Source organism: Rhizosphaericola mali (assembly GCF_004337365.2).
Taxonomy (GTDB): domain Bacteria; phylum Bacteroidota; class Bacteroidia; order Chitinophagales; family Chitinophagaceae; genus Rhizosphaericola; species Rhizosphaericola mali.
On sequence record NZ_CP044016.1, the window covers coordinates 4,203,862 to 4,227,854 of the forward strand.

20 protein-coding genes and 1 tRNA gene are annotated in these 23,993 nt (G+C 36.1%); 13 read left to right on the forward strand and 8 right to left on the reverse strand.

The annotated features are described in order from the left end of the window. Positions 1-3 precede the first annotated feature (3 nt). Positions 4-588, forward strand: a complete 585-nt coding sequence (locus E0W69_RS18010; RefSeq protein WP_131331450.1) for a DUF420 domain-containing protein — start codon at positions 4-6, stop codon at positions 586-588. Positions 589-664: 76 nt separating this feature from the next. On the opposite strand, the gene E0W69_RS18015 is transcribed toward E0W69_RS18010, so the two are convergent. From E0W69_RS18015 to E0W69_RS18025, 3 genes are all read right to left on the reverse strand, one after another. Next, entirely contained in the window at positions 665-1,663 is a 999-nt protein-coding gene (locus tag E0W69_RS18015; protein WP_131331451.1) for a hypothetical protein, read from the reverse strand. 91 nt (positions 1,664-1,754) lie between these two features. Continuing rightward, positions 1,755-2,807: a sugar phosphate isomerase/epimerase family protein gene (locus E0W69_RS18020; protein ID WP_131331452.1), complete on the reverse strand. Its 1,053-nt coding sequence runs from the start codon at positions 2,805-2,807 to the stop codon at positions 1,755-1,757. Positions 2,808-2,822: 15 nt separating this feature from the next. Then, positions 2,823-3,977 (reverse strand): Gfo/Idh/MocA family protein, encoded by a 1,155-nt coding sequence (locus E0W69_RS18025; protein ID WP_131331453.1) that lies wholly within the window; start codon positions 3,975-3,977, stop codon positions 2,823-2,825. A gap of 210 nt (positions 3,978-4,187) precedes the next feature. On the opposite strand from E0W69_RS18025, the gene E0W69_RS18030 reads away from it, so the two are divergent. From E0W69_RS18030 to E0W69_RS18040, 3 genes are read left to right on the forward strand one after another with little or no spacing between them, the layout of a single operon-like run. After that, positions 4,188-5,063 (forward strand): hydroxypyruvate isomerase family protein, encoded by an 876-nt coding sequence (locus E0W69_RS18030; protein WP_131331454.1) that lies wholly within the window; start codon positions 4,188-4,190, stop codon positions 5,061-5,063. A gap of 28 nt (positions 5,064-5,091) precedes the next feature. Further along, positions 5,092-6,771: a GMC oxidoreductase gene (locus E0W69_RS18035; RefSeq protein ID WP_131331455.1), complete on the forward strand. Its 1,680-nt coding sequence runs from the start codon at positions 5,092-5,094 to the stop codon at positions 6,769-6,771. Between the two features lie 17 nt (positions 6,772-6,788). Next, complete coding sequence (locus E0W69_RS18040) at positions 6,789-7,421, forward strand: gluconate 2-dehydrogenase subunit 3 family protein (RefSeq protein ID WP_131331456.1); 633 nt, start codon at positions 6,789-6,791, stop codon at positions 7,419-7,421. Between the two features lie 57 nt (positions 7,422-7,478). Here the strand turns inward: E0W69_RS18040 and fbp are convergent, their stop codons facing one another. After that, entirely contained in the window at positions 7,479-8,507 is a 1,029-nt protein-coding gene (fbp, locus tag E0W69_RS18045; RefSeq protein WP_131331457.1) for a class 1 fructose-bisphosphatase, read from the reverse strand. 30 nt (positions 8,508-8,537) lie between these two features. Beyond that, entirely contained in the window at positions 8,538-9,314 is a 777-nt protein-coding gene (locus E0W69_RS18050; RefSeq protein ID WP_131331458.1) for a DeoR/GlpR family DNA-binding transcription regulator, read from the reverse strand. A gap of 165 nt (positions 9,315-9,479) precedes the next feature. On the opposite strand from E0W69_RS18050, the gene E0W69_RS18055 reads away from it, so the two are divergent. The 8 genes from E0W69_RS18055 to ccsA all read left to right on the forward strand — a co-directional run bounded on the left by E0W69_RS18055 (position 9,480) and on the right by ccsA (position 18,925). Then, entirely contained in the window at positions 9,480-11,042 is a 1,563-nt protein-coding gene (locus E0W69_RS18055; protein WP_131331459.1) for a glycerol-3-phosphate dehydrogenase/oxidase, read from the forward strand. 53 nt (positions 11,043-11,095) lie between these two features. Beyond that, on the forward strand, positions 11,096-12,598 hold the full coding sequence (glpK, locus tag E0W69_RS18060; protein ID WP_131331460.1) for a glycerol kinase GlpK: 1,503 nt from the start codon (positions 11,096-11,098) through the stop codon (positions 12,596-12,598). 140 nt (positions 12,599-12,738) lie between these two features. Then, positions 12,739-13,476: an MIP/aquaporin family protein gene (locus tag E0W69_RS18065; protein ID WP_131331461.1), complete on the forward strand. Its 738-nt coding sequence runs from the start codon at positions 12,739-12,741 to the stop codon at positions 13,474-13,476. Between the two features lie 27 nt (positions 13,477-13,503). Beyond that, on the forward strand, positions 13,504-14,334 hold the full coding sequence (locus tag E0W69_RS18070; RefSeq protein ID WP_131331462.1) for a hypothetical protein: 831 nt from the start codon (positions 13,504-13,506) through the stop codon (positions 14,332-14,334). Between the two features lie 134 nt (positions 14,335-14,468). Then, complete coding sequence (gene rraA, locus E0W69_RS18075; RefSeq protein WP_131331463.1) at positions 14,469-14,954, forward strand: ribonuclease E activity regulator RraA; 486 nt, start codon at positions 14,469-14,471, stop codon at positions 14,952-14,954. A 387-nt stretch (positions 14,955-15,341) separates the two neighbouring features. After that, on the forward strand, positions 15,342-15,815 hold the full coding sequence (locus E0W69_RS18080; protein WP_131331464.1) for an Lrp/AsnC ligand binding domain-containing protein: 474 nt from the start codon (positions 15,342-15,344) through the stop codon (positions 15,813-15,815). A gap of 172 nt (positions 15,816-15,987) precedes the next feature. Continuing rightward, a complete protein-coding gene (locus E0W69_RS18085) occupies positions 15,988-16,401 on the forward strand; it encodes a cytochrome c maturation protein CcmE domain-containing protein (RefSeq protein WP_131331465.1) in 414 nt (137 codons plus the stop codon). A 61-nt stretch (positions 16,402-16,462) separates the two neighbouring features. After that, entirely contained in the window at positions 16,463-18,925 is a 2,463-nt protein-coding gene (ccsA, locus tag E0W69_RS18090; RefSeq protein ID WP_131331466.1) for a cytochrome c biogenesis protein CcsA, read from the forward strand. A 79-nt stretch (positions 18,926-19,004) separates the two neighbouring features. Here the strand turns inward: ccsA and gap are convergent, their stop codons facing one another. After that, positions 19,005-20,018, reverse strand: coding sequence for a type I glyceraldehyde-3-phosphate dehydrogenase (gene gap / locus E0W69_RS18095; RefSeq protein WP_131331467.1), 1,014 nt, complete (start codon positions 20,016-20,018; stop codon positions 19,005-19,007). A gap of 194 nt (positions 20,019-20,212) precedes the next feature. Here gap and E0W69_RS18100 point away from each other — a divergent pair. Beyond that, positions 20,213-20,284, forward strand: a tRNA-Glu gene (locus E0W69_RS18100). Positions 20,285-20,404: 120 nt separating this feature from the next. Here E0W69_RS18100 and E0W69_RS18105 read toward each other — a convergent pair. Further along, on the reverse strand, positions 20,405-20,944 hold the full coding sequence (locus E0W69_RS18105) for a hypothetical protein (protein WP_131331468.1): 540 nt from the start codon (positions 20,942-20,944) through the stop codon (positions 20,405-20,407). A 114-nt stretch (positions 20,945-21,058) separates the two neighbouring features. Further along, a complete protein-coding gene (locus tag E0W69_RS18110; RefSeq protein WP_131331469.1) occupies positions 21,059-23,938 on the reverse strand; it encodes a TonB-dependent receptor in 2,880 nt (959 codons plus the stop codon). Between the last annotated feature and the right edge of the window lie 55 nt (positions 23,939-23,993).

The following is a 23,993-nucleotide window of genomic DNA, read 5'->3' on the forward strand; positions in this document are numbered from 1 at the left end:
TTTATGTTAGAACAAACTTGGAAACAAAATGATAAAAAGGCGAATATTCTTATTTTAAGTTTTTCTGCTATTGTATTCGTTGTTGTAGTTGTATTGGGACGCGTTAAGCTAAAGATTGATCTAGGCTTCAATGTGCATTTATTTGCTTTAGCGGATGCCGTTATTAATAGTATTGTTGCTCTTTTATTAGTATTTGCTTTGATAGCAGTAAAGAAAAAGAAATATTTGCTACACAAGAAGCTTATGATGACATCTTTGGTACTGTCTATTTTATTTTTAGTTTCGTATATCTGTCATCGGTTATTATCTGGAGAAGCAAGATTTGGGGATGCAAATCATGATGGAATATTAAGTGCAGCAGAGATTCAAACTGTGGGTAATATTCGTTATTTCTATTATGTACTTTTGGGAACGCATATATTTTTGGCAGCAGTCATTTTGCCATTTATTTTATATACAACTTATCGTGCGATGACTGGACAATGGGTTTTGCATAAAAAAAGAGCTAAATATACTTGGCCATTATGGTTTTATGTAGCTTTAACAGGACCGATTGTTTACTTAATGATTTATCCTTATTACTCTTAAGACAAAGGACAATGTATACAAATAAAAAATGCTGGTAATTTACTACCAGCATTTTTTATGTAACTAATTTATCAGATTACAATCCTAAGAAACCGCTTTTCTTCAAAGTTTTTGTTCCTTCTCCGATTTTGTAACCATTGTTATAAACTGCAATTGTATAAGTTCCGAATTGGTATTTACCGTTTTGATGCCAATCATAAGTCACTGGTATGCGTTGTCCTTGTTCGTAATTCACATTAATTCTAGTTGTGAATGTTTTATCTCCTTCTTGTCTAGTAGTAAAAGTGCCTGAACCTTCCGAAGGAATAGTTACTACATTACCGTCTGGACCTGTAACAACTAAGTACAAATCTTTCGCACCACTTTTAGTGATTCTGTTTTCATCTAGTACAAATGAAATACGAAGTAAATCTACTTTTTTAGCTTTAGCAGTTTCTGATTCTTTTCCATTTTTCTTTTGATCTATAGCTGAAATATTAAATGCAGAAGCATGTAATGTGGAGGCTTCATCTTCAATATGATTTTTTTCAGCAGTTGTAGCATCTAAATTTTTGTGCAAACTAGAATTTCTATTTGTTAGCGTATCTCTTTCTGTTGAAAGTTGTTCATTAGAGCTTGCTAATTGTTGATTTTCTGCACGTAATCTGTCAACTTCTGCAAGTAAATTATCAATTTTGCCACGAAGTGTAGCAATTAAACTTTTAGCTTTTGACAGGTCTGCATTTTTGCTACTAAGTTCTCTTTTAATTTCAGATTTTAAATCTTCGATCTCTTTTTGTTTGCCTGCAAGATCACCTTGTAGCTTCACGTTAGATCCTGTAAGAGAGTCCATACGAGCCAATGCATCTTGATATTCCGTTTGGATAGCTGTTTTTGCAGAGTCAACATTGGAATATTGAGTTTGTAAGGTATTAAGTGTCGATTCGTTTTTTGATTTGTCATAAAACAAATAGCCCCATGTTCCTAACAAGGCTACAACTAAAATACCCCAAATTAATTTGCGATTATCATTTGGTTTTGGCGAATTACTCACTGGAGAGTTAGAAAGATTGGATGGATTATTTTGACTGTCCATATAATGTGAATTTAGAATTTACAACATTTATTTTAACAATAGAACAGCTAAACTAAAACTATGCCAAATGATAACAATTATTCGCATTTAATCACAAACCCAGTACTACATTATTCAAATTTTCGCTTTTTCCAGATGCCGCAAAATCATCAAAGGTTTTGGAAGTGACAGGTATAATATGATTTTGTATAAACTGAGCGCCCTCTGTGGCTCCGACTATTGGATCTTTTATACAACATTCCCATTCTAAAACAGCCCAACCTTTATAGGAATATTGAGCCATCTTGCTAAAAATAGATTTGAAATCTACTTGCCCATCGCCTAATGATCTAAATCGACCAGCCCTGTCAATCCATGGTTGATAACCTCCATAAACACCTTGCTTTCCATTTGGATTAAACTCTGCGTCTTTTACATGAAATGCCTTAATCCTATCATGATAAATGTCGATATAGGCAAGATAATCCAAGCATTGTAACACAAAATGTGATGGATCATATAATAAGCAGGCACGTGGGTGTTGATTGACATGTTCCAAAAAAAGCTCATAGCTTGTGCCATCATGTAAGTCTTCACCAGGATGGATTTCATAACAAAGATCTACTCCATTATCATCAAATTCATTTAAAATCGGAAGCCAACGTTTTGCTAATTCGTTCATTCCCGTTTCTAATAAACCTTGAGGTCTTTGAGGCCAAGGATAGATAAATGGCCACATTAAGGCTCCACTAAATGTAGCATGAGCATTTAAGCCAAGATTTTTGGATGCTTTCGCCGCATATTTCAATTGTTTGATGGCCCATTTGGTTCTTTCTTTACTATTATTTTGAACTTCTTTCGGTGCAAAACCATCAAACATTAAGTCAAATGCAGGATGTACTGCAATGAGTTGTCCTTGTAAATGTGTTGATAATTCTGTAATCTCTATTCCAAAATCATTTAATTTACCTTTTATTTCATCACAATAAGTGGGACTTTCTGCTGCTAATTTCAGGTTAAATATATTTGGGTCAGATGTTGGTATTTGGATGCCTTTAAATCCCAAACTTGCAGCCCATTGTGCAATATTTTCCAAGGTATTGAAGGGGGCTTTATCACCTAAATATTGTGCTAAAAAAAGTCCGGGTCCTTTTAAAGTTTGCATAATTTCATATTTTAATTAAAGAGGAAAATTTGTCCATTTGTCATAACTCTTTCCATTTTGAATAATGGTTTCAATAAATGCCATACCACGGACAGCTTCTTCGATACCGGGAAAATCTAGCCATTCTTTCTGCGGTTCTTCCCCATTTTCAAATGCATGTAATGATAGGGCAAAGTTGTGATAAATATTGGCAAATGCTTCTAGATAGCCTTCTGGATGTCCACTTGGCGTTCTAGAATTATGTTTTGCATAGCTAGACAAATATCCTTCTCCACGACGAAGAATCACATCTGGCGCTTCTAAATTTTTTATTATTAAACTTTCATTGTCTGATTGCTCCCATTTCAATCCTGCATATTCCCCATAAACAGAGATACTCAGGTTATTTTCCTCTCCCGTAGCGACTTGTGAGGCTAGTAGAACTCCAACTCCACCATTTTCCAATTGCAAAAATGCGCCGCCGTCATCATCCAAAAGTCGATGGGGTACGATTGTATTTACTTGAGCGGAAATTGCTGTTACTTTTAATCCAGAAACATACTCCAATAAATTGAATGCATGAGTCCCGATATCGCCCATTGCACCTGCAATTCCACTTTTGGTTGGATCTGTGCGCCAAGCCGCTTGTTTGTTATCAGGACTAGCTGCCTTACTCAACCAACCCTGCGGATAAGAAACTACGACTTTTTTAATTTTTCCCAAATTGCCAGAAAGCACTTGATATCTTGCTTCTTTTACCATCGGATAGCCCGTATAAGTATGGGTAAGACAGAATTTGGCAGTGGAATTTTCTAATACCTTTTGCAATTCCAAAGCTTCACTTAGAGATAATGTTGCGGGTTTGTCCAATACAACATGAATCCCATTTTCCAAAGCTAATTTCGCTGGTGCAAAATGCAGATGATTCGGAGTAACTATGCTTACAGCTTCTATACGGTCCTCAGCAGGCAATTGCAACTCCTTTTTAATCAATGTTGTATAATCTGGATATATTCTGCTAGGATCTAAACCCAACTCTTCTCCCGTAGTTTTTGATTTTTCTAAACTGCTGCTAAATGCTCCTGCTATTAAGTCATAATCGTTATCGAGACGCATTGCAATTCTGTGAATATTACCAATGAAAGAGCCTGGACCTCCTCCAATCATGGCAATTCTTATTTTTTTTTTCATATTTATAAATTTCAAATGGCGAAATATTCCTATCTATTATCTCCTAGTCTGGTAGTTCGAAAGGTATTTAATTTCTTTGAAAAAAGGAAAATTTGGTTAAATCAATGGGTCATTTCAAATAATTACTTTACATTTAAACCTAGAATTTGCGATGCGATTGAATCTAACACTTGGTTCATTTAACAAAATTGTAAATCATACTATTGCCACATGAATAACAGAAGAGAAGTTGTTAAAAACTTACTTGTCGGAACTACTGGACTATTAATTTCTGATAAATTATTTTCTAAAATGAAAATGAATAATGAGCAGATGTCAGGTTGGAAGGGAAATATTCATCACTCTGCATGCCGATGGTGTTTTTCGGATATTGAACTAGAGCCATTATGCAAAAATTTCAATCAACTCGGCATCAAAGCAATGGATTTAGTAGGTCCTAAAGACTGGCCAATTTTGAAAAAATATAATTTGGACTCTTCCATGTGTAATGGTGCGGAGATCAGTTTGACAGAAGGATTTGCGGATAAAAAATATCATGAAATCCTGATAAAAAATTACACAGAACATATTGATTTAGTTGCCAAAGCTGGATATAAAAATTTAATTTGTTTTTCCGGTAGTAGGAGGGGTATGGATGATGAAACTGGTTGGAAAAATTGTGTAGAAGGCTTGCAAAAATTGATGCCCATCGCAGAGAAAAAAGGTGTTACACTCGTAATGGAATTGCTTAATAGTAAGTTAAACCATAAAGATTATATGTGTGACCGCACATGGTGGGGAGCTGAATTGTGTAAAAGATTAGGTTCTGAAAATTTTAAATTGCTTTTTGATATTTACCATATGCAGATTGATGAGGGGGATATTATTCAAAATATTCGTGATTTTCATCCTTATATCAATCATTATCATACTGCAGGAGTTCCGGGAAGACATGAGATTGATGCGACACAAGAGCTAAATTATCCAGCCATTATGAAAGCAATCCTTGCCACAGGATTTGACGGATATGTCGCTCAAGAATTTATTCCCACTAAAAAAGACCAAATGAAAGCTTTGAAAGAATGTGTTAGTATTTGCGATATATAAATAAATTTCTCAACAAAAAATAACGATTATGCCAGGAGTTGAATATGATGCTATTGTAATAGGATCAGGTATCAGCGGCGGCTGGGCTGCCAAAGAATTAACAGAGAAAGGGTTGAAAACATTGATGTTGGAGCGTGGACGCAACATTGAACATGTAAAAGACTACGTCAATGCTAATAAAGCGCCATGGGAATTTCCACATCGTGGTTCGCGTACGCAAGAGATGATTAAAGATTATCCCGTATTACAAAGAGATTATCCATTGAACGAAATCAATTTGGATTATTGGGTAAACGAAAAAGATTCTCCTTACACAGAAATAAAAAGATTTGATTGGTTCAGAGGATACCATGTAGGAGGCCGCTCACTTATGTGGGGACGTCAAAGTTATCGTTGGAGTGACTTATCTTTTGAAGCTAATGCAAAAGATGGTATGGGAGTGGACTGGCCTGTCCGCTATAAAGATATTGAGCCATGGTACGATTATGTAGAAAAATTTGCAGGAATAAGTGGCAATCGGGACGGTTTGGCACAATTGCCAGATGGGCAGTTCATGCCGCCGATGGATATGAGTATTGTTGAAAAAGATGTAGCGGCAAGAATTAAGAAAAAATATAACGGCTCTCGTCCATTCATTATTGGAAGAACCGCAAATATCACAGAACCTTTACCAGGAAGAACGAATTGCCAATATAGAAATAAATGTTGGCTGGGTTGTCCTTTTGGTGCGTATTTCAGCACACAATCTTCTACGCTTCCTGCGGCTCAAGCAACAGGTAATTTGACTTTGCGTCCTTACAGTATCGTAACCAAAATTTTATACGATAAGGATAAGAAGAAAGCTACAGGAGTGGAGGTTTTAGATGCAGAAACAAACAAAACGTATCGTTATACAGCAAAGATTATTTTCCTAAACGCATCGACCTTAAATAGTACATGGATTTTGATGAATTCTGCAACGGATATTTGGCCAGATGGATTGGGCAGTAGTAGCGGTGAATTGGGACATAATTTAATGGATCATCATTTGGGTGTAGGCGCAGGTGGTTGGGTAGAAGGTTACGAAGATAAAATTATTTATGGTCGTCGTGCCAATGGTATTTACATCCCGCAATATCGCAATTTATTTGGCGATAAACGTGATTATCTGCGTGGTTTTGGATATCAAGGCGGAGCTTCTAGAGATGGTTATAGTCGTTCAGCGGAAGATGTTGCTTTAGGTTTGGATTTAAAAATGGATCTAATTGAGCCTGGAAGATGGACAATGAGCATGGGTGGGTTTGGAGAAATACTTCCTTATCATGAAAATAAAGTCTTATTGGATAAAGATAAAAAAGATAAATGGGGGCTAAATGTATTGGCAATCGATGCAGAGTGGAGAGATAATGAGAAGAAAATGCGTGTTGATATGCAAAATGATGCGATCGAAATGTTAACTGCCGCTGGTGTAAAAGATGTTCATGGTTGGGATGGTGATGGTACGATTGGTCGAGGTATTCATGAAATGGGTACGGCGAGAATGGGAAATGATCCTAAAACCTCGGTTTTGAATAAATGGAATCAAGTGTGGGATGCGCCCAATGTATTTGTAACAGATGGTTCATTTATGACTTCTGCGAATTGTGTCAATCCTTCCTTGAGCTATATGGCATTTACTGCAAGAGCTGTGGATTATGCCGTAAGTGAAATGAAAAAGCAAAATCTTTAATCCAAAATTTTTGAATCATGAATAGAAGAGAAGCTTTATCTGCGGTCAGCGTCATCTTTGGTGGTGCGATTGTAGGTTCGAATATATTTTTATCAGGTTGTAAAGCGCCTTCACCTAAAGAAGGATTATTTTCTGCAGAGGATATTACTTTTTTGGATACCGTAGGAGAGACGATTATCCCGACGAGTCCAGGAATTCCCGGAGCTAAAGAAGCAAAAATCGGGGAGTTTATGAAAACCATCGTTACAGATTGCTATACTCCAGAAAATCAAAAAGTATTTACAGATGGAATTGTGCAATTAAACGAGGAGTCAAACAAGCAGTACAAAAAAGATTTCGTAAAATTGACGTCCGATGAGCAAAGTAAGTTACTGAATTCTATTGATAAATCTGCTAAGGAATACGATAAGCAACAATCTGAAATATTCAATAAATCTATGGCCGATTATCGTAAAACGCATGATCTGCCAAGTGAAGTTAAAACCGAAGCAAAGCGTCATTATCTTACAATGATGAAGCAGTTGACCATTTGGGGATATTTTACATCCGAAATCGGCGCTACGAAAGCACAGCGTTATGTGCCAGTTCCGGGAAAGTTTGATGGAGCCTATCCTTATAAAAAAGGAGATAAAAACTTCGGACCAGCTTAGATAAATAAAAAATGCTTCTGAATTTTCAGAAGCATTTTTTATTTCTTTTCGAAAAAATTAATTGTTCAAAGCGCGTTCTTTTTCTTCCGCTAATCTGATTAATTCTTCCGCTTTTTCAACCATATTTTTGGAACCAATCATTACTGGAATTCTTTGATGTATTCCCGTTGGTTTCATATCTAAAATCCGTTCTTTACCTGTAGATGCTTTACCATTTGCTTGTTCAATAATGAATGCTAAAGGATTACATTCATACATCAAACGAATTTTCCCCTCTTTATGGTCCCAAGAAGCGGGATACATATAAATACCGCCTTTCAACATACTCCGGTGTATCTCTGCAATCATAGAACCAGCATATCTGGAGTTGTAAGGACGTTTTGTATTTGGATCATACACTTGACAGTATTTGATATAATCTTTTACACCTCTAGGAAAATAAATATAATTTCCTTCATTCACCGAATAGATCGTTCCGTCTTCTGGAATTTTCATATTGGGGTGAGACAGACAAAACTCTCCAATAGTTGGATCCAATGTAAATCCATTGACTCCGTTTCCTGTTGTATAAACAAGCATGGTAGAGGAACCATATATGATATAACCTGCCGCAACTTGATTTCTACCTTCTTGTAAAATTTCATCCAAAGTGGGGGCTGCATCATCTTTTTGACGTCTGAAAATGGAAAAAATAGTTCCAACTGCAGAATTTACATCGATATTGGAAGATCCGTCTAATGGATCCATTGCAATAATGTATTTTGCATCTCTAGAGCGTTCATCATTTAAAAAAACAGGCTCTTCATTTTCTTCAGAAACAATTACACATACGTCACCACTCCCAAGAAGTGTTGACATAAATTGTTCATTTGCATAAATGTCCAATTTCTTTTGGCTTTCACCTTGCACATTTTCCGAACCAGCTTCTCCTAAAATATCCGTAATTCCCGCCTTGTTTACTTCTCTACTGATGATTTTCCCAGCTAATGCTAAGTCTCTCAATAATCTACTGAGATCTCCTTTGGCATAAGGAAAATCTGCTTGATTTTCTGCTATAAACTGATATAGCGTTTTAAAAGCTATCATAAATTATATTAAAATGTAAAAGATACGATTTTATACGATGGTTAGTTCAACACCTGCAGCTTCGATCCTTTTTATGGATTGTTGCGAGATGCCACTGTCTGTAACTATATGGTCGATATCGGTTAATCCGCAAATTCTTCCAAAACCTCGTTTCCCAAATTTAGATGAATCTGTCAAGACCACCGTTTTTTGTGCAACTTTAATCATTTCTGCATTCAATTTTGCTTCCAACATATTGGATGTCGATAATCCGTAAGCTGCTTCTAATCCGTCAACACCTAAGAATAAAGTACTAAAAGATAAGTCTTGTAACATTTTTTCTGCAAATGGTCCTACAACGGAAGTGGAAGAGTGTCTCACTATTCCTCCTAATTGTATTATTTCAATGTTTAATTTGTCTCTCAACGCCATTGCTACGTTCATTGCGGAAGTAACGACAGTAAGATGTTGATTCTCCGGTATTTGTATAGCTCTTGCCATTTGCAATACGGTGGTACCAGAGGCAATCAATATGGCAGATTTTGGGTCCACCAATTTTGCCGCCGCTTCTCCGATTCTAATTTTCGCTTCTTTATTATGATCCTCTTTAAGATTGACATTGATATCTGTTGGGTATGGAGCCGATTTCGTAATATATCCATGTGTACGAAACAAAAGATTTTTTTGTTCCAAAATCTTCAAATCCTTTCGAATGGTTACTAACGAAACTTTAAGAAGTTTTTCTAAGTCTGCTACCTTGACAGAATCTTCTGCTTTTAAGAGTTTTAAAATATACGCATGGCGCTGAGCCATTGATTCGAATTCCATAATTGATCTTATTCATTGCTACCGCGTTCAAATTTATACAAAAAAACAACACTAATCTATAAAAAGAAAGTTTCGAATTCTTTAAAAGTAATAAAACGAAACATAAATATATTTTTATTTGTTTCTTTTAATTTCTTTTTATTATTTTTACTTTAAATTTGTCATATGAAAAGAGAAGCATTAATTCAACAATTAGAAAATACCAAAGATTGGGATGTTATCATCATTGGCGGAGGTGCGACAGGATTGGGAGCTGCAATGGACGCCGCTACTAGAGGATACAAAACCATTCTAGTGGAACAAGCTGATTTTGCAAAAGGAACATCTAGTAAAGCAACCAAATTGGTACACGGTGGCGTGCGTTATATGGCGCAAGGAGATTTGGGTTTGGTGAAAGAAGCTTGCCATGAAAGAGGTTTGTTATTGAAAAATGCACCACATCTTACTAGAAATACTTCATTTGTCATTCCAAATTATACGTGGTGGGACAATTTAAAATATACCATCGGTTTAAAATTTTATGATTTCCTAGCCGGTAAATTGAGTTTGGGTAAATCAAGATATATAGGAAAGTCTGCAGTATTAGAAGATTTGCCAACGATTACACCAAAGGGATTGAAAGGGGGTGTTGTATATCAAGATGGTCAATTTGATGATTCTCGTTTGGCCGTAAATATTGCACAAACCGCTGTTGAAAATGGCGCTTGTGTTTTGAATTATTTCAAAGTAACAGGTGTTATTAAAAATGACAGCGGAAAAATCATCGGCATCCATGCGAAAGATATCGAAACTGAAAAAATCTATGATATTACTGGTAATGTAGTTATCAATGCTACGGGAGTATATGCGGATAATATTTTGCAAATGGATAAACCAAATGCACCTCATTTGGTAAAGCCAAGTCAAGGCGTGCATTTGACTTTGGATAGAAGCTTCCTTCCTGGAGATAAAGCATTGATGATTCCAAAAACGAGCGATGGTCGTGTATTATTTGCGGTGCCTTGGCATAATAAATTGATCGTAGGTACTACAGATACTTTGAGAGATCATCCAGAATTGGAACCAAAAGCATTGGATCAAGAAGTGGATTTTATACTAGAAACAGCGCAACAATATTTGGTTAAAAAACCTACCAAAAAAGATGTTTTGGCTGTATTCGCAGGTCTTCGTCCTTTAGCTGCGCCACAAGGAGATGGAAAAAATACTAAAGAAATTTCACGCAGTCATAAAATCTTAGTAGCTGATTCGGGTTTGGTTACAATCATCGGAGGTAAATGGACCACATTTAGAAGAATGGCGCAAGATACTATTGATAAAGCGATCGAGATCGGGGCAATACCAAGCAAAGCTTGTGTAACAGAGCAATTACATATTCATGGTTATGATACGACCGTAAATCATCAAGAGGAGTTGCATTTCTATGGTTCTGATTTAAAAGTATTGAAACAACTAGAGTCCGAAAATCCTGCATTTGCCGAAAAACTTTCTCCAAATTATGAATACACGGTTGCCAATGTTGTATTTGCGGTAAGAAATGAATTAGCAAATAAGGTGGAAGACGTATTAGGAAGACGATTTCGATTATTGTTTCTAGATGCTAAAACTGCAGTTAATGTAAGTCGAAAAGTGGCAGAAATTATGGCGAAAGAATTAGGAAAACCTCAAGATTGGGTAGATCAAGAAGTTAGTGACTTTGCCAAAGTCGCTTCCGTTTATCAATTAAATTAATTATTTACAATACATATCAATTTCATTTCCTAACAAAATTTAACGATTGTAATATGGAATTAAAATCAAAGTATATCTTGGCATTGGACCAAGGTACAACAAGTTCAAGGGCGATTATTTATAATCATAGTGGTGAAATGGTTGCGGTAGCTCAAAAGGATTTTGAACAAATTTTTCCCAAAGCAGGTTGGGTAGAGCATGATCCTAACGAGATCTGGTCCACACAATCTTCCGTAGCGGCGGAGGTTGTTGCCAAGGCAGATTTGACAGGTTTGGATATCGCAGCAATTGGTATTACCAATCAAAGAGAAACAACTATAGTCTGGGATCGTAAAACTGGACATCCCGTTTATAACGCGATTGTTTGGCAAGATAGACGTACAGCACGTTATTGCGATGAATTGAAAGAAAAAGGATTGACGGATACAATCAGAGAAAAAACGGGTTTAGTGATAGATGCTTATTTCTGTGCCACTAAGATTAAATGGATTTTAGATAATGTAAAAGGTGCAAAAGAAAAAGCAGAAAAAGGGGACTTATGTTTTGGAACGGTGGATAGTTGGTTAGTTTGGAAATTTACTCGTGGTAAAATGCACATGACGGATGTTACTAATGCGTCTAGAACCATGCTTTTTAATATCAATGATATGGCTTGGGACAAAGAATTGTTGGACATATTTGGTATTCCAGCGTCTATGTTGCCAGAAGTAAAAGAAAGTAGTGAAGTCTATGGAGAAACCGCAACAACCTTATTTTCCACAAAAATTCCAATTGCCGGTATTGCAGGTGATCAACAAGCTGCGTTATTTGGACAAATGTGTGTGGAAAAAGGTATGGCAAAAAATACCTATGGAACAGGTTGTTTCTTATTGATGAATATCGGAGACAAACCAGTTGTATCAAAAAATAATCTGTTGACTACTGTCGCTTGGAAAATCAATGGCAAAACGACTTACGCATTGGAAGGTTCTGTTTTCGTCGGCGGAGCTGTTATCCAATGGTTAAGAGATGGATTGCAAATTATCCATTCTGCGGCAGAAAGTGAACCACTTTCTCAGTCTGTAAAAGATACGGATGGTGTGATATTCGTACCTGCATTGACTGGTCTGGGTGCGCCGTATTGGGATCAGTATGCTCGTGGGGCAATCTTTGGTATAACTAGAGGAACTACTAAGGCGCATATTGCCAAAGCTGCTTTACAAGGCATTGCTTTTCAGGTTTATGATTTGGTGAAAAGTATGGAATCTGATGTAGATGGTGGCGTGAAAGAATTGCGTGTGGACGGGGGTGCTGTAGCCAACAATGTATTGATGCAATTCCAAGCAGACTTAATGCAAAATGAAGTCATTCGCCCCAAAATATTAGAAACAACTTCACTCGGAGCGGCATATTTGGCTGGTTTGGCGATTGGTTATTGGGATAGTATTGAAGAAACCAAAACCCAATGGGCTAAAGAAAAAGTATTTAAACCTGAACTTAAAAAAGAAGAAGTGGAAGGGCATATTAAATACTGGCACAAAGCAGTTAAAAGAGCACAAGGCTGGGTAGAAGAATAAGCTATAAAAAAATTTAGCTATTAATCATTGATACGATCAATAGCTAATTTTTTTTTCTATATAAATAAACAAACGTTTGTAAATAATTAAAATTCATCTAGGTAGCGTATCATCATCGACTATCTATTAAAACTTGTTATATGACACCATTTATCGCCGAGTTGATTGGCACAGCAGTATTGATACTTTTAGGAGGAGGCGTGTGTGCGAATGTTTCATTGAAGAAAACATTAGGAAATGGTTCTGGTTGGATCGTCATTGCTACAGGTTGGGCATTAGCGGTATTTGCCGGTGTTGTTATTGCTGGTCCTGTAAGTGGTGCACATCTAAATCCAGCGGTAACAATTGGGTTGGCTGTAGCTGGTAAGTTTGATTGGAATCAAGTTCCATCCTTTATTTTAGCCCAATTTTTAGGCGCATTTCTAGGTGCATTTTGTGTATGGTTGATGCATAAAGATCATTTTGATGCAACAGACGATAATCCTGGAGCACAGTTAGGCGTATTTTGTACCGGGCCGGCTATTAAGAATACTTTTTTGAATATTATTAGTGAAGTTCTAGGAACGTTTGTATTAGTTTATTGTGTCTTTCATTTTACAGATCCAAAGATGACGTCCACTAGTGGTGAGAACGTCATTGGCATGGGTTCCATAGGTGCTATTCCTGTAACATTTATAGTCTGGGCGATCGGTTTGTCTTTAGGTGGAACAACAGGATATGCAATCAATCCTGCACGTGATCTCGGACCAAGAATTATGCATGCTATTTTGCCTATGAAAGGAAAGGGTAGTAGTAATTGGGGATATGCATGGATTCCAGTAATTGGCCCAATACTAGGTGCATTATTGGCTGCATTTATTTACCTAAAATTCAAATAAATTTTACAGTTTACAACGAATTACTATATGAAAAAAATTAAATTAAGGGTAATTGCTTGTTTGACCATATGGATAGTTGGTAGCATTTTCAATCAACGACTTTTGGCACAAGATCATACCAAAGATAATATAGATTCTGTAGCAGAAGATATGCATCGTGCAAATTTCGTTTCAAAAGATATTGAACCATTTTATTTGCATACTCAAGTAAAGTCAATGCACTTGTGGCGTGGCTTAGCCGTGACAAATTCATGGATGGTTGCTATGGATGGAGGAGTGGGGACTATAGATAGAAAATTGCGTGCAGGCATCTGGGGCGGTTATAGTTCTAATGGAGAATACAAAGAATTTGATTATTACGCTATTTATAATCCCTCTAAGAATTTAGCATTTGCGCTATGGGATATTTATAATTACTCAACGTATGCAACTTGGAATAATCATTCTTTTTTAAACTATAATGCCGATACAACGGGGCACTTCTTAGATCTATCAGCGAGCTGGACTATCTCAGATAAACTACCATTAAACTTATATTGGGCTACTGTAATATTAGGTAGAGACCGTACTGTAAAAAACAATGGAAATAGATACTCCACTTATGTACAAGCAACCTATCCTGTATTACAAAGGAAAAATACAAATTTGTCCCTATTTATTGGTGGATCTTTTGCTTTGAAACCAGATAAAGATTCTAAAGCGCAATTTTATGGGCCAAAGCCTGGTTTTAATAATATAGGATTTGTACTAGGAAGAGATTTACATATCGGAACGTATACTTTACCTGTCAGTGTTACTCCTTCTTGGAATATAATTGGACAAACGGGTAATGTACAATTAGCCTTTAATGTATTTTAATATGTATTTTGATTTGGTAGATTTTAACGCGGTGAATTTTCACTGCGTTTTTTATTTATTCAAAAAACAAATATCGAATTAATATGTTTTGTGAAATTGTAATTATATAAATTTTAGCTTGTCAATTTTTTTGTATGAAAAGATTAAATACTACTGACCTCTGTGATGATTTTATTTTGGAATTAAAAGTCGCCACGCCCATTGGTTTCAAAGATTATGGAAATAGAAAATCTTTTTATGGGAAGATAGTCACTTTAAAAGTATTGGAAAATAATCCTCTAATTAGAAAAACTTTATCTGAGCCTGGTCATGGAAAAGTATTAGTGGTTGATGGAAGCAATTCGTACAGATGTGCATTGATGGGAGATAATATTGCAAAACTTGCTTTAAAAAATGGTTGGGAGGGAGTGATCATTTATGGAGCAATTAGAGATTCTGTTGAAATTGGAAAATTAGATATTGGTGTAAAAGCCACGCACTTAATTCCCATAAAAAGTGGAAAAGAAGAATTAGGCGAAAAAAATATCTCACTTCATTTCGCTGGTATTGAATTTATCCCTGACCAATATGTGTATTGTGATGAAGATGGAATTGTGGTATCTAGAAGAAATTATGGTTAGTTTAAGTGTTTTAAATATTATTAAAATAAAAAAATCCCAAACAATTGATAGTCAATCGAATGGGATTTAAAGTTGCTGTAGGGGTAGGAGTCGAACCTACACGAGGAAGTTAGCCAAAACACAAATGAGGTGGTCAACCCCGCGACTCTTGCGAATCTCTATGAATCGTTTATCCTTGAATCCTCACCCCCGAGACGAGAGGGCATGTCTGCCAAATTTCATCACCCCACAATTTTTAAGAACTTTCAACCTTTTCGGCTGGTGTGGCTGCAAATGTAACAATAGAAACGTTTCTTTTGCAAATATTTCAATAAATATTTTAAAAAATTTTTTATTTTACAATAAAGTGTTTACTTTGTTAGATATTTATAAAGCTAAACGCTAATAATGATGTCAAAATTGAATCTTGATAAATTAGACTACCAAATTATCCAAGCGATGATGGATAATGCAGAAATTTCTTATGCTGATTTAGGTAAAAGATTATTTGTTTCTGGAGGTACCATTCATGTAAGAATGAAAAAATTACAAGAATTGGGTGTTGTAAAAGGTACGAGATTAAGCGTGGATACACACATGCTAGGTTATAACGTAATTGCATTTGTTGGTATATTTTTAGAAAAGAGTTCTATGTATAACTCTGTTGCAAATGATTTACAAAAAATTTCTCAAGTAGTAAGAGTAAATTATACTACAGGTAATTATAGTATGTTTGTGGAGATAGTCTGCAAAGACATTCCAGAATTAAAAGAAGTATTGCACGAGAAATTACAAAACATTAAAGGTATTGAACGTACAGAAACCTTAATTGCATTAGAGGAAAGCTTTAACAGAAATGTGCAAGTATTGGAGGAGGAGTAATCGTCGTAATGAATTGATCGCTTTTAGATGTTTTTGATACACAGATAATAATATTTTTCATTTTTCCATAAATAGATTCGTTAAAGTTTTTAAGAAAATACCCAATAGTTGAAAAACAATCCTGCCATTGGTGTTTTTTGAAGTAAATTTGCGGAGCTATAATTTAGGGTACATGAAAAAAATATACATTGTCGCATTAGTTGTCATTGCTGTTGTTATTTCTATACTTATCAGTCAGTTAGGAAATTTCTCCACTTACGAAACTATCGAATCGGCTAAAGCCAAACAGGGGAAAACCGTCACCGTTATCGCCAAATTAGATCCCGGATCTATCAATTATGATCCTGTAAAAGATCCAAATCATCTTACTTTTTCCGTAACCGACACATTAGGTGGTAAAATGAATGTCATTTATTATTACGAAAAACCTATGGATATGGAAAAAAGCGAACGTGTTGTATTGAAAGGTAAAATGGAAAATGGATTATTTCAAATCAGAGACCAAAGCGGTATTTTGATCAAATGTCCATCCAAATATAAAGACGACCCTAAAGCCGCACGTAACAACTTGAACGCTAGCTTGTAATATAGACCAAATACTTTAGACAGGAATTCTCATTTTGATTTTAGGACTTAGACTTTAAGATATGCACTATACTGGAGAACATATACTTCCGGGGCTGATTGGCCATTTCGCGGTAGTATTATCTTTTGTAGCTTCATTGATGGCTACGATTGCTTTTGGTAAATCCAATTTCGCTCAAATTGTTGATGTAAAAAATAGCTGGAAAAAATTAGGCCGGCTTTTTTTCTTAGTAGAGACAATCTGTGTTGTAACAATTATCACTTTGTTGATATATATGTTACATGCGCATTTATTCGAATACAAATATGTCTGGACGCATAGTGATAAGACACTTCAGATGCAATATTTGTTAAGTTGTCTTTGGGAGGGACAGGAAGGTAGTTTCTTACTTTGGACTTTTTGGCATTGCGTTTTGGGTTGGGTGATTATCAAACGTGCAAAAAAATGGGAAGCTCCAGTAATGATGACGATCAGTTTTGCACAAGTTTGTTTAGCTACGATGGTCTTAGGTTTGTATTTCGGTGAAAAACATATTGGTAGTAATCCATTCATTCTTTCTAGAGAAGATGGCATATTTGATATGGCGCCAATTTTCCATGATGGCGATGGTAAATTGTTAGAGAACTATATGAATTTTGTACGGGATGGATCTGGGTTAAATGCCACGCTACAAAATTATTGGATGGTAATACATCCGCCAGTATTGTTCTTGGGATTTGCTTCTACAATTGTTCCATTTGCATATGCCGTTGCCGGATTGATTAATAAAGATAATACTTGGACAAAAGACGCAGTTTCTTATGCTTGTTTTTCTGGTGGTATTTTAGGTTTGGGTATTATGATGGGAGCTGCTTGGGCGTATGAAAGTTTGAATTTTGGTGGATATTGGGCTTGGGATCCAGTAGAGAATGGTTCACTTGTTCCTTGGATGGTAATGATTGCTGGTTTGCATACACATTTAGTATTTAACAAAACAGGTTATTCGTTAAAAAGCACTTATTTATTTTATATACTAAGCTATTCTCTTATTTTATATTCGTCCTATTTAACCAAAAGCGGTGTATTGGGAGATACTTCCGTTCACTCATTCACCGGAGCAGGTACGGAATTACAATTATTGTTATTTGTATTGATATTCTTCATTCCTGCGATGATTTTATATATCGTAAGAGCGAAAAATATTCCTTCCATAGCCAAAGAAGAAAGTACGTATAGTCGTGAGTTTTGGATGTTTATTGGTAGTTTGGTTATTTTCCTATCAGCATTAATTATTATTGGAAAAACATCTGTGCCGGTAATTAATAAGATGTTCAATACCAAAATTGCGGATCCAGAAGATGTCAAATTTTCGTACAATCAGATTCAAGTATTTATCGCGATCGTGCTTGGCTTATTGACTGCGGTTGGTCAATATCTGAAATATAAAGACACTACTAAGAAATATTTATTGCAAAATATATTGAAACCGACTGTAATCGCGCTAGCTATTGCAACCTTGATTTCCATTTTTGTAAAAATAGATTATAATGAAAAAGGAATTGGGTATCAAGTTGCTTTATATGTTGCATTATACATGGCGGTTTATGCCATCGTGGGAAATATCGGTTATGTATTTGTGGTATTAAAGGGTAAAGTGAAAGCAGCTGGTGCGAGTGTTGCCCATGTGGGATTTGCCATGATTTTGTTAGGCGTTTTATTAAGTTCAGGTAATAAAAAATTATTAAGTCATAATACAACTGGTATCCCAGGATTTGAAAAATCAAAAACGGAAGATCCCGCTGAAAACTTGACTTTATTCAAAGGTATACAAACGGATATGGGTAAATATGATGTTACTTATATTGGTGATACAATGAACAACGAGGATCATAAACGTTATTTTCAAATAGCATTTAAAGGAAAAAATGGTATCAATGAAGCATTTACCTTATATCCTGATTTGATTAAAAATAATAAAGGTGTAGAAGGAATGGGCGCAAATCCAAGTTCTAAGCATTTTTGGAATAAAGATGTATTTGTGTATGTAAGTGCATGGAAACATGCGGATGACGATACTGCGAGCTTTATGCCAGGGGAGTTGAAGGTGGGAGATTCTATATTCTACTCTAATGGATATATGATTTTGAATAAAGTAGATGTCAATAAAGCGTCTGATCGTGTAGTATTGAAACCCAATGAATTATTGATGGCATTGAATATGACAGCAGTATCCAAAGAAGGTGGTAGATATCCATTGACTCCTGCAGTAGTTGTTTCGGGTGATAATGCAAGAAGTATTCCTGATACGGTAATGTCCCAAGGATTGGTTGTTCGCTTTAACAAAATCGTAGATGACAAGGCAGGTAAATTCCAAATTGGGATAAAAGAAAGTCAATCCATGGGCGATATGTTGACATTGAAAGCATTGGAATTTCCATTTATCAATGTCGTATGGGTAGGCGTACTGATCATGGTATTTGGATTCTTGATGAGCGTAGGGCAGAATTTCAAAAGAGAAAATTCTGTTCAACTAAGAAAAGTATAATTGAAAAAATTATGAATATTAAAAAAGGCTTCTGAAATTATTCAGAAGCCTTTTTTGTATGTTAGAAATTTCTAAATGATTATTTAGAAATCAATCCTGCGAAATAATGAACTGTACGAACCAATTGGCTTACATAGCTCATTTCATTATCGTACCAGCTTACAACTTTAACTAGTTGCTTGTCACCAGCTTCGATTACTTTAGTTTGAGTTTCATCAAACAAAGAACCATAAGACATACCGATGATGTCGCTACTTACGATAGGATCAACATTGTAACCAAAACTTTCGTTGCTAGCAGCTTTCATTACAGCGTTAACTTCGTCAACAGTAACTTTTTTGCTAAGAACAGCGATTAATTCAGTTTCAGAACCAGTGATAACAGGAACACGTTGTGCACCACCATCTAATTTACCTTTCAATTCAGGTAATACAAGACCTATTGCTTTTGCTGCACCAGTTGAGTTAGGAACTACGTTTGCTGCCGCTGCACGAGCACGACGCAAATCACCTTTTGGATGAGGGCCATCTAAAGTGTTTTGATCGTTTGTATAAGCGTGGATTGTTGTCATGCTACCAACTTCGATAGTGAAAGCATCATTCAATGCTTTAGCCATTGGAGCAAGACAGTTTGTAGTACAAGATGCTCCACTGATAATAGTTTCGCTACCGTCTAACGTTTCATGGTTTACATTGAAAACGATAGTTTTCATTTCTCCAGTTGCAGGAGCAGAGATAACTACTCTTTTTGCTCCAGCAGTAATATGCGCTTGTGCTTTTTCTGCACTTGTAAAGAAACCAGTACTTTCGATCACTACATCAACGTTGTGTTCTCCCCAAGGAATTAATGAAGGATCTCTTTGAGCATATATTTTAACCGCTTCTCCGTTTACAACGATAGAATCTTCTGTGCTAGAAACTTCTCCGTCAAAACGACCTTGCGCACTGTCGTATTTTAACAAATGAGCTAACGCACTAGGACTTGTTAAGTCATTGATCGCAACGACTTCAATCCCTTCCATATTATATATTTTCCTAAAAACCAGACGACCGATACGTCCAAAGCCATTAATGGCAACTTTTACTGTACTCATTTTATAATAGTTTATTAATGAAATAGGTTTGCGAATTTACAAGTATTGTTAGAATTATCCATTAAAAAAAATTTAAGCCTGTGTTATTTTATATGAACTAGGTTGATTGAAATATTTTTTTGAAAATAATTAAGAAAAAATTTGGCTGATAAAAAAAAACGTGTACTTTTGCACTCCCCTTTAAACAAGGACACGGAGCGTTGGTCAAGGGGTTAAGACACCTCCCTTTCACGGAGGAATCACGGGTTCGATTCCCGTACGCTCTACAAAGGAAAGGTTTAAAAGTTGCAATCCCGGTCTTCTAAAAGACTGGGATTTTTCTTTTTAAAACTTTGCAAGTGACAAGTTTAAAAAATAGCGGCTAGATAATCTAGCCGCTATTTTTATTATTTATTGTACAATTTGTATTCACCGGTTAAAGTTTGGGTAGAGTCCATTTTATTCCAAACTTTAAACTTGGTCAGGTAGTAATTGAAATTTTGATCTGCTTTTGTGACAGTAGCTTGTATTCTAATAATATTTGCCTTTTCTAAAGGAATGGCAGGTTGCCCTTCAAACATATCTTTTACATCTAGTGCAACTTGGTTATTGTCTGTAGCAATATTTTCACTGCCTCCTAGCGCAATTTTTCCGTCCTTACCTTTCCAACCGTCAACAAGCATTCTTAATTCTATGACTTCTCCAACTTTTACATTGTTGCTGTCATTGACTAGGGAGCCATTTGAACGCATCATATAAGCTTGTTTTACCGCTAATCCACCAGATCCCTTTACTTGGATGTTATTTCTGATTACAATGCCCGCAGAGTCTTTAGATTCTGAGGTTTCAAATACAGTGACTTTTTCTTCTTTTTTGTTGCTGCAACTAAATACCGCGCCAAGGCCTAATGTAATAGCTGCCACAATCAGAATCGTTTTTCCTTTCATATAAACTTTAATGTACAGCGAAGATAAAAGTTATTTCAAATAAGAAATGTTGTAAAAAATAAAAAATGCGTACCAATTGGTACGCATTTTTATGGATTTATTGTTTGCTTGTTTTTAAAAGTTGAATACTAATTTGGTCCACATACGCATACCGTTAAATCCCATTTGTACGTTGTCAAAATAACCACCTGTAGGGAAATCATTCCATGAATTGGCTCTTGCTCCTTTTGTGTAAGCTGGATCTGGGTGTACATTGAATATGTTATCTACACCTACTACCCAATTTACAGATTTGGAAAGTATAAAACTCATGTATAGATCTGTGGTAAACTTGCCATTATATTTGAATATTTCTGGTACTACGCCTGATTCATTGTCTAATTCTACATAAGGATCATATCCAAGACCTGCATTGGAAATGCCATCTCCACCTGCTTCGCCAGCTGCAGCACCTGGTACAGTTGCATAGCCATATCCTGTTTTTTCAATCTTACCCCAATAGGTTAAACGACCTCCAATTGAAAATTTACCCACGCCATATTCTGGATTGAAAATAAATTTTTGGCCAGGAGCGCTTGCTCTTAAATTATATTGAGCCTGTGTGCTAAAAAACTGTTGCGCTGCTAGGTATGATGTACCCAATTCTGTAGGAACATTAATTTTATCAATGGATACTTTTTGGATATTGCCTGTAAATAATACATTAAAGTGTTGGTCGCTCCAGCGATGATGGTAGTCCAAAACTACATCGATACCTTTGTTGGTTGTATTCACTGCATTGGCGAAGAATATAGCTTGTGCTAATGAATTTGCATTCATATAATCAGTTAAGGCAGGAGTAGAGGCATCATAGGCTCCCGTAGTAATTATACGATTTTTCATCTTGATGAGATATCCATCTATTGTGGCTGTAAATTCTCTACTTGCTTGCCAAGTAAATCCTAAACTATAGTTCGTGGAGGTTTCTTGTTTTAGTTTAGGAATTCCCGCAAGTCTTGCCAAGTCACTATAATTAGGAACTATTTTTTGATATACTAATTCTCCTTTTGAAATTACCGTGTTGGTATTACTAAAATTTAATTCTTGTAAAGATGGTGCGCGGAAGCCAGTGCTAAATGAACCACGGATATTAAAGTTGTCTGTGATTTTATATCTTGTTGCTGCTTTATATACATTTACAAATCCAAAGTCTGAATAATTTTCAAAACGTGCAGCAATATCTAATAACCAACGTTTTGTCAAATCAAATGATGCATCTAAATATCCTGCTGCGTTTGTACGGTGAGACTTAACAGCGTCAGTTGGTTGATATCCTGGATAACCTTGAGATCCTGCTGCCTTTGGTGCGCCATTAGCGTATGCAACCGAGCCATCACTATTGTAGATTGTAGGACCATCGTAAGTTGCTCCTCCATTTCTATAGGAGTCTGGCTCTCCAGCTACGATTTCATAGTTTTCATAGCGAAACTCGCCTCCAAATGATAAAGTTAGACCTTGAAATACATTATTAAAATGATTGGTAAAATCTAAGTTAGATACATTTAAAAGATAATTAAAACCTCCATCGTAAAATCTATTTTTATAAGCTTGGTCTGGCATTGGCAAAGATGCGTTAAATGTTTTGTTGCCATATATTTTTACTTTACTATATCCTGTGTTATTACTCAAACTCCAATCCCAAGTACCCATTTTGCCCTTCAATCCTAGTGCTCCCGAATAGTCTTTCATATAAACATCTTCTTGTGGGTTATAGTAAAGGTTGTTGACGTCAAGAGTGTCAGAAGTTCCATCGCTACTATTAGCTAATTTCATAATACTAGGAATAAAAAGGGGGCTTCCATCGGAAGCTTCTGGGAAACGTAAAGGATTGCTGTATTTACGTGTCCATGCATATACGTTAGAATGCTTATAGTTGTATCCTCCAAATGAATATAATTTAGTTGTGGCAGATAATGGTAATTCCATATTATACATGCCGCCTCCAGATGTGACAGAACCATCTCCGAATGCACGGCGTGTTTGGATAAGGTCGTTATTATCTGGGTTGCCTCTAAATGTTTTTCCTTGGGCTAATACATTGCCTCCAATATTGACAAAGCCGCCTTTTTTTCCAAGTGCAAATCCCCAATCCATCGTGGAGTTAAATGTATTTCCATCTACTTTGCTTCCCGTGTAATATTTAGAAGGGTCATCAGAGTTTAAGGTATTGTATTTGTGGTCATAGTAGCCGCTCCAGCCAGAAGTCATCGTGAAATGGTTGACATTTTTTTTCAATACAATATTTAATACCCCTGCAATGGCATCAGATCCATATTGCGCAGACGCTCCATCTCTTAAGACTTCTACGTGGTCTATCGCTCCTTGAGGTATGGTGCTTATGTCTACGCCTACGCCACTACTTCCACTTGTACTGGATATATAGGAGGATAAATGTCTTCTCTTTCCATTTACTAAAACGAGTGTATGTGAGGTGGACATGCCTCGAATGGTAGAGAAATCAACGGCATCAGAGATGTCACTTCCACTATTTTTGTTATAGTTAAAAGAGGGTACCGCTAACATTAATTGTGAGTTAAGGTCGGCTCGGGCTGTTGTCGGAGCAAAATTTCCCAATTTGACTACGTCAACAGGAACGGGAGATTCAATGGATGATCTCGCAGCGCCTCTAGAGCCCACAGATACTGGAGTTAAGTCAGAAGTTAAAGCCGTTAGATTAAACGTAAGGTCATCGACGCCAGCTACTTCACTTGCTGATACATAGCCAATTGCAGTTACCGTGATTTTATCTCCTTTGGGTACTGTGATGGTAAATTTTCCTTCCGCGTTTGTAATAATTCCTTTTTTAGAGGAAGATGTTTTGATAGTAGCGCCTTCAATACCTGCGCCAGAGGGGTCTTTGACATAACCAGTGTAGGTTTGTGTCTGTGCTTTACTAGATAGGCTAAACAAAATACCAGAACTCAAAAAGAAAGCCTTAATCACACTTTTAAACATAGAAAAAAAATTAATGTGTTATAAAATGCAAATAATTAAGGAAAATAAGTAGTCA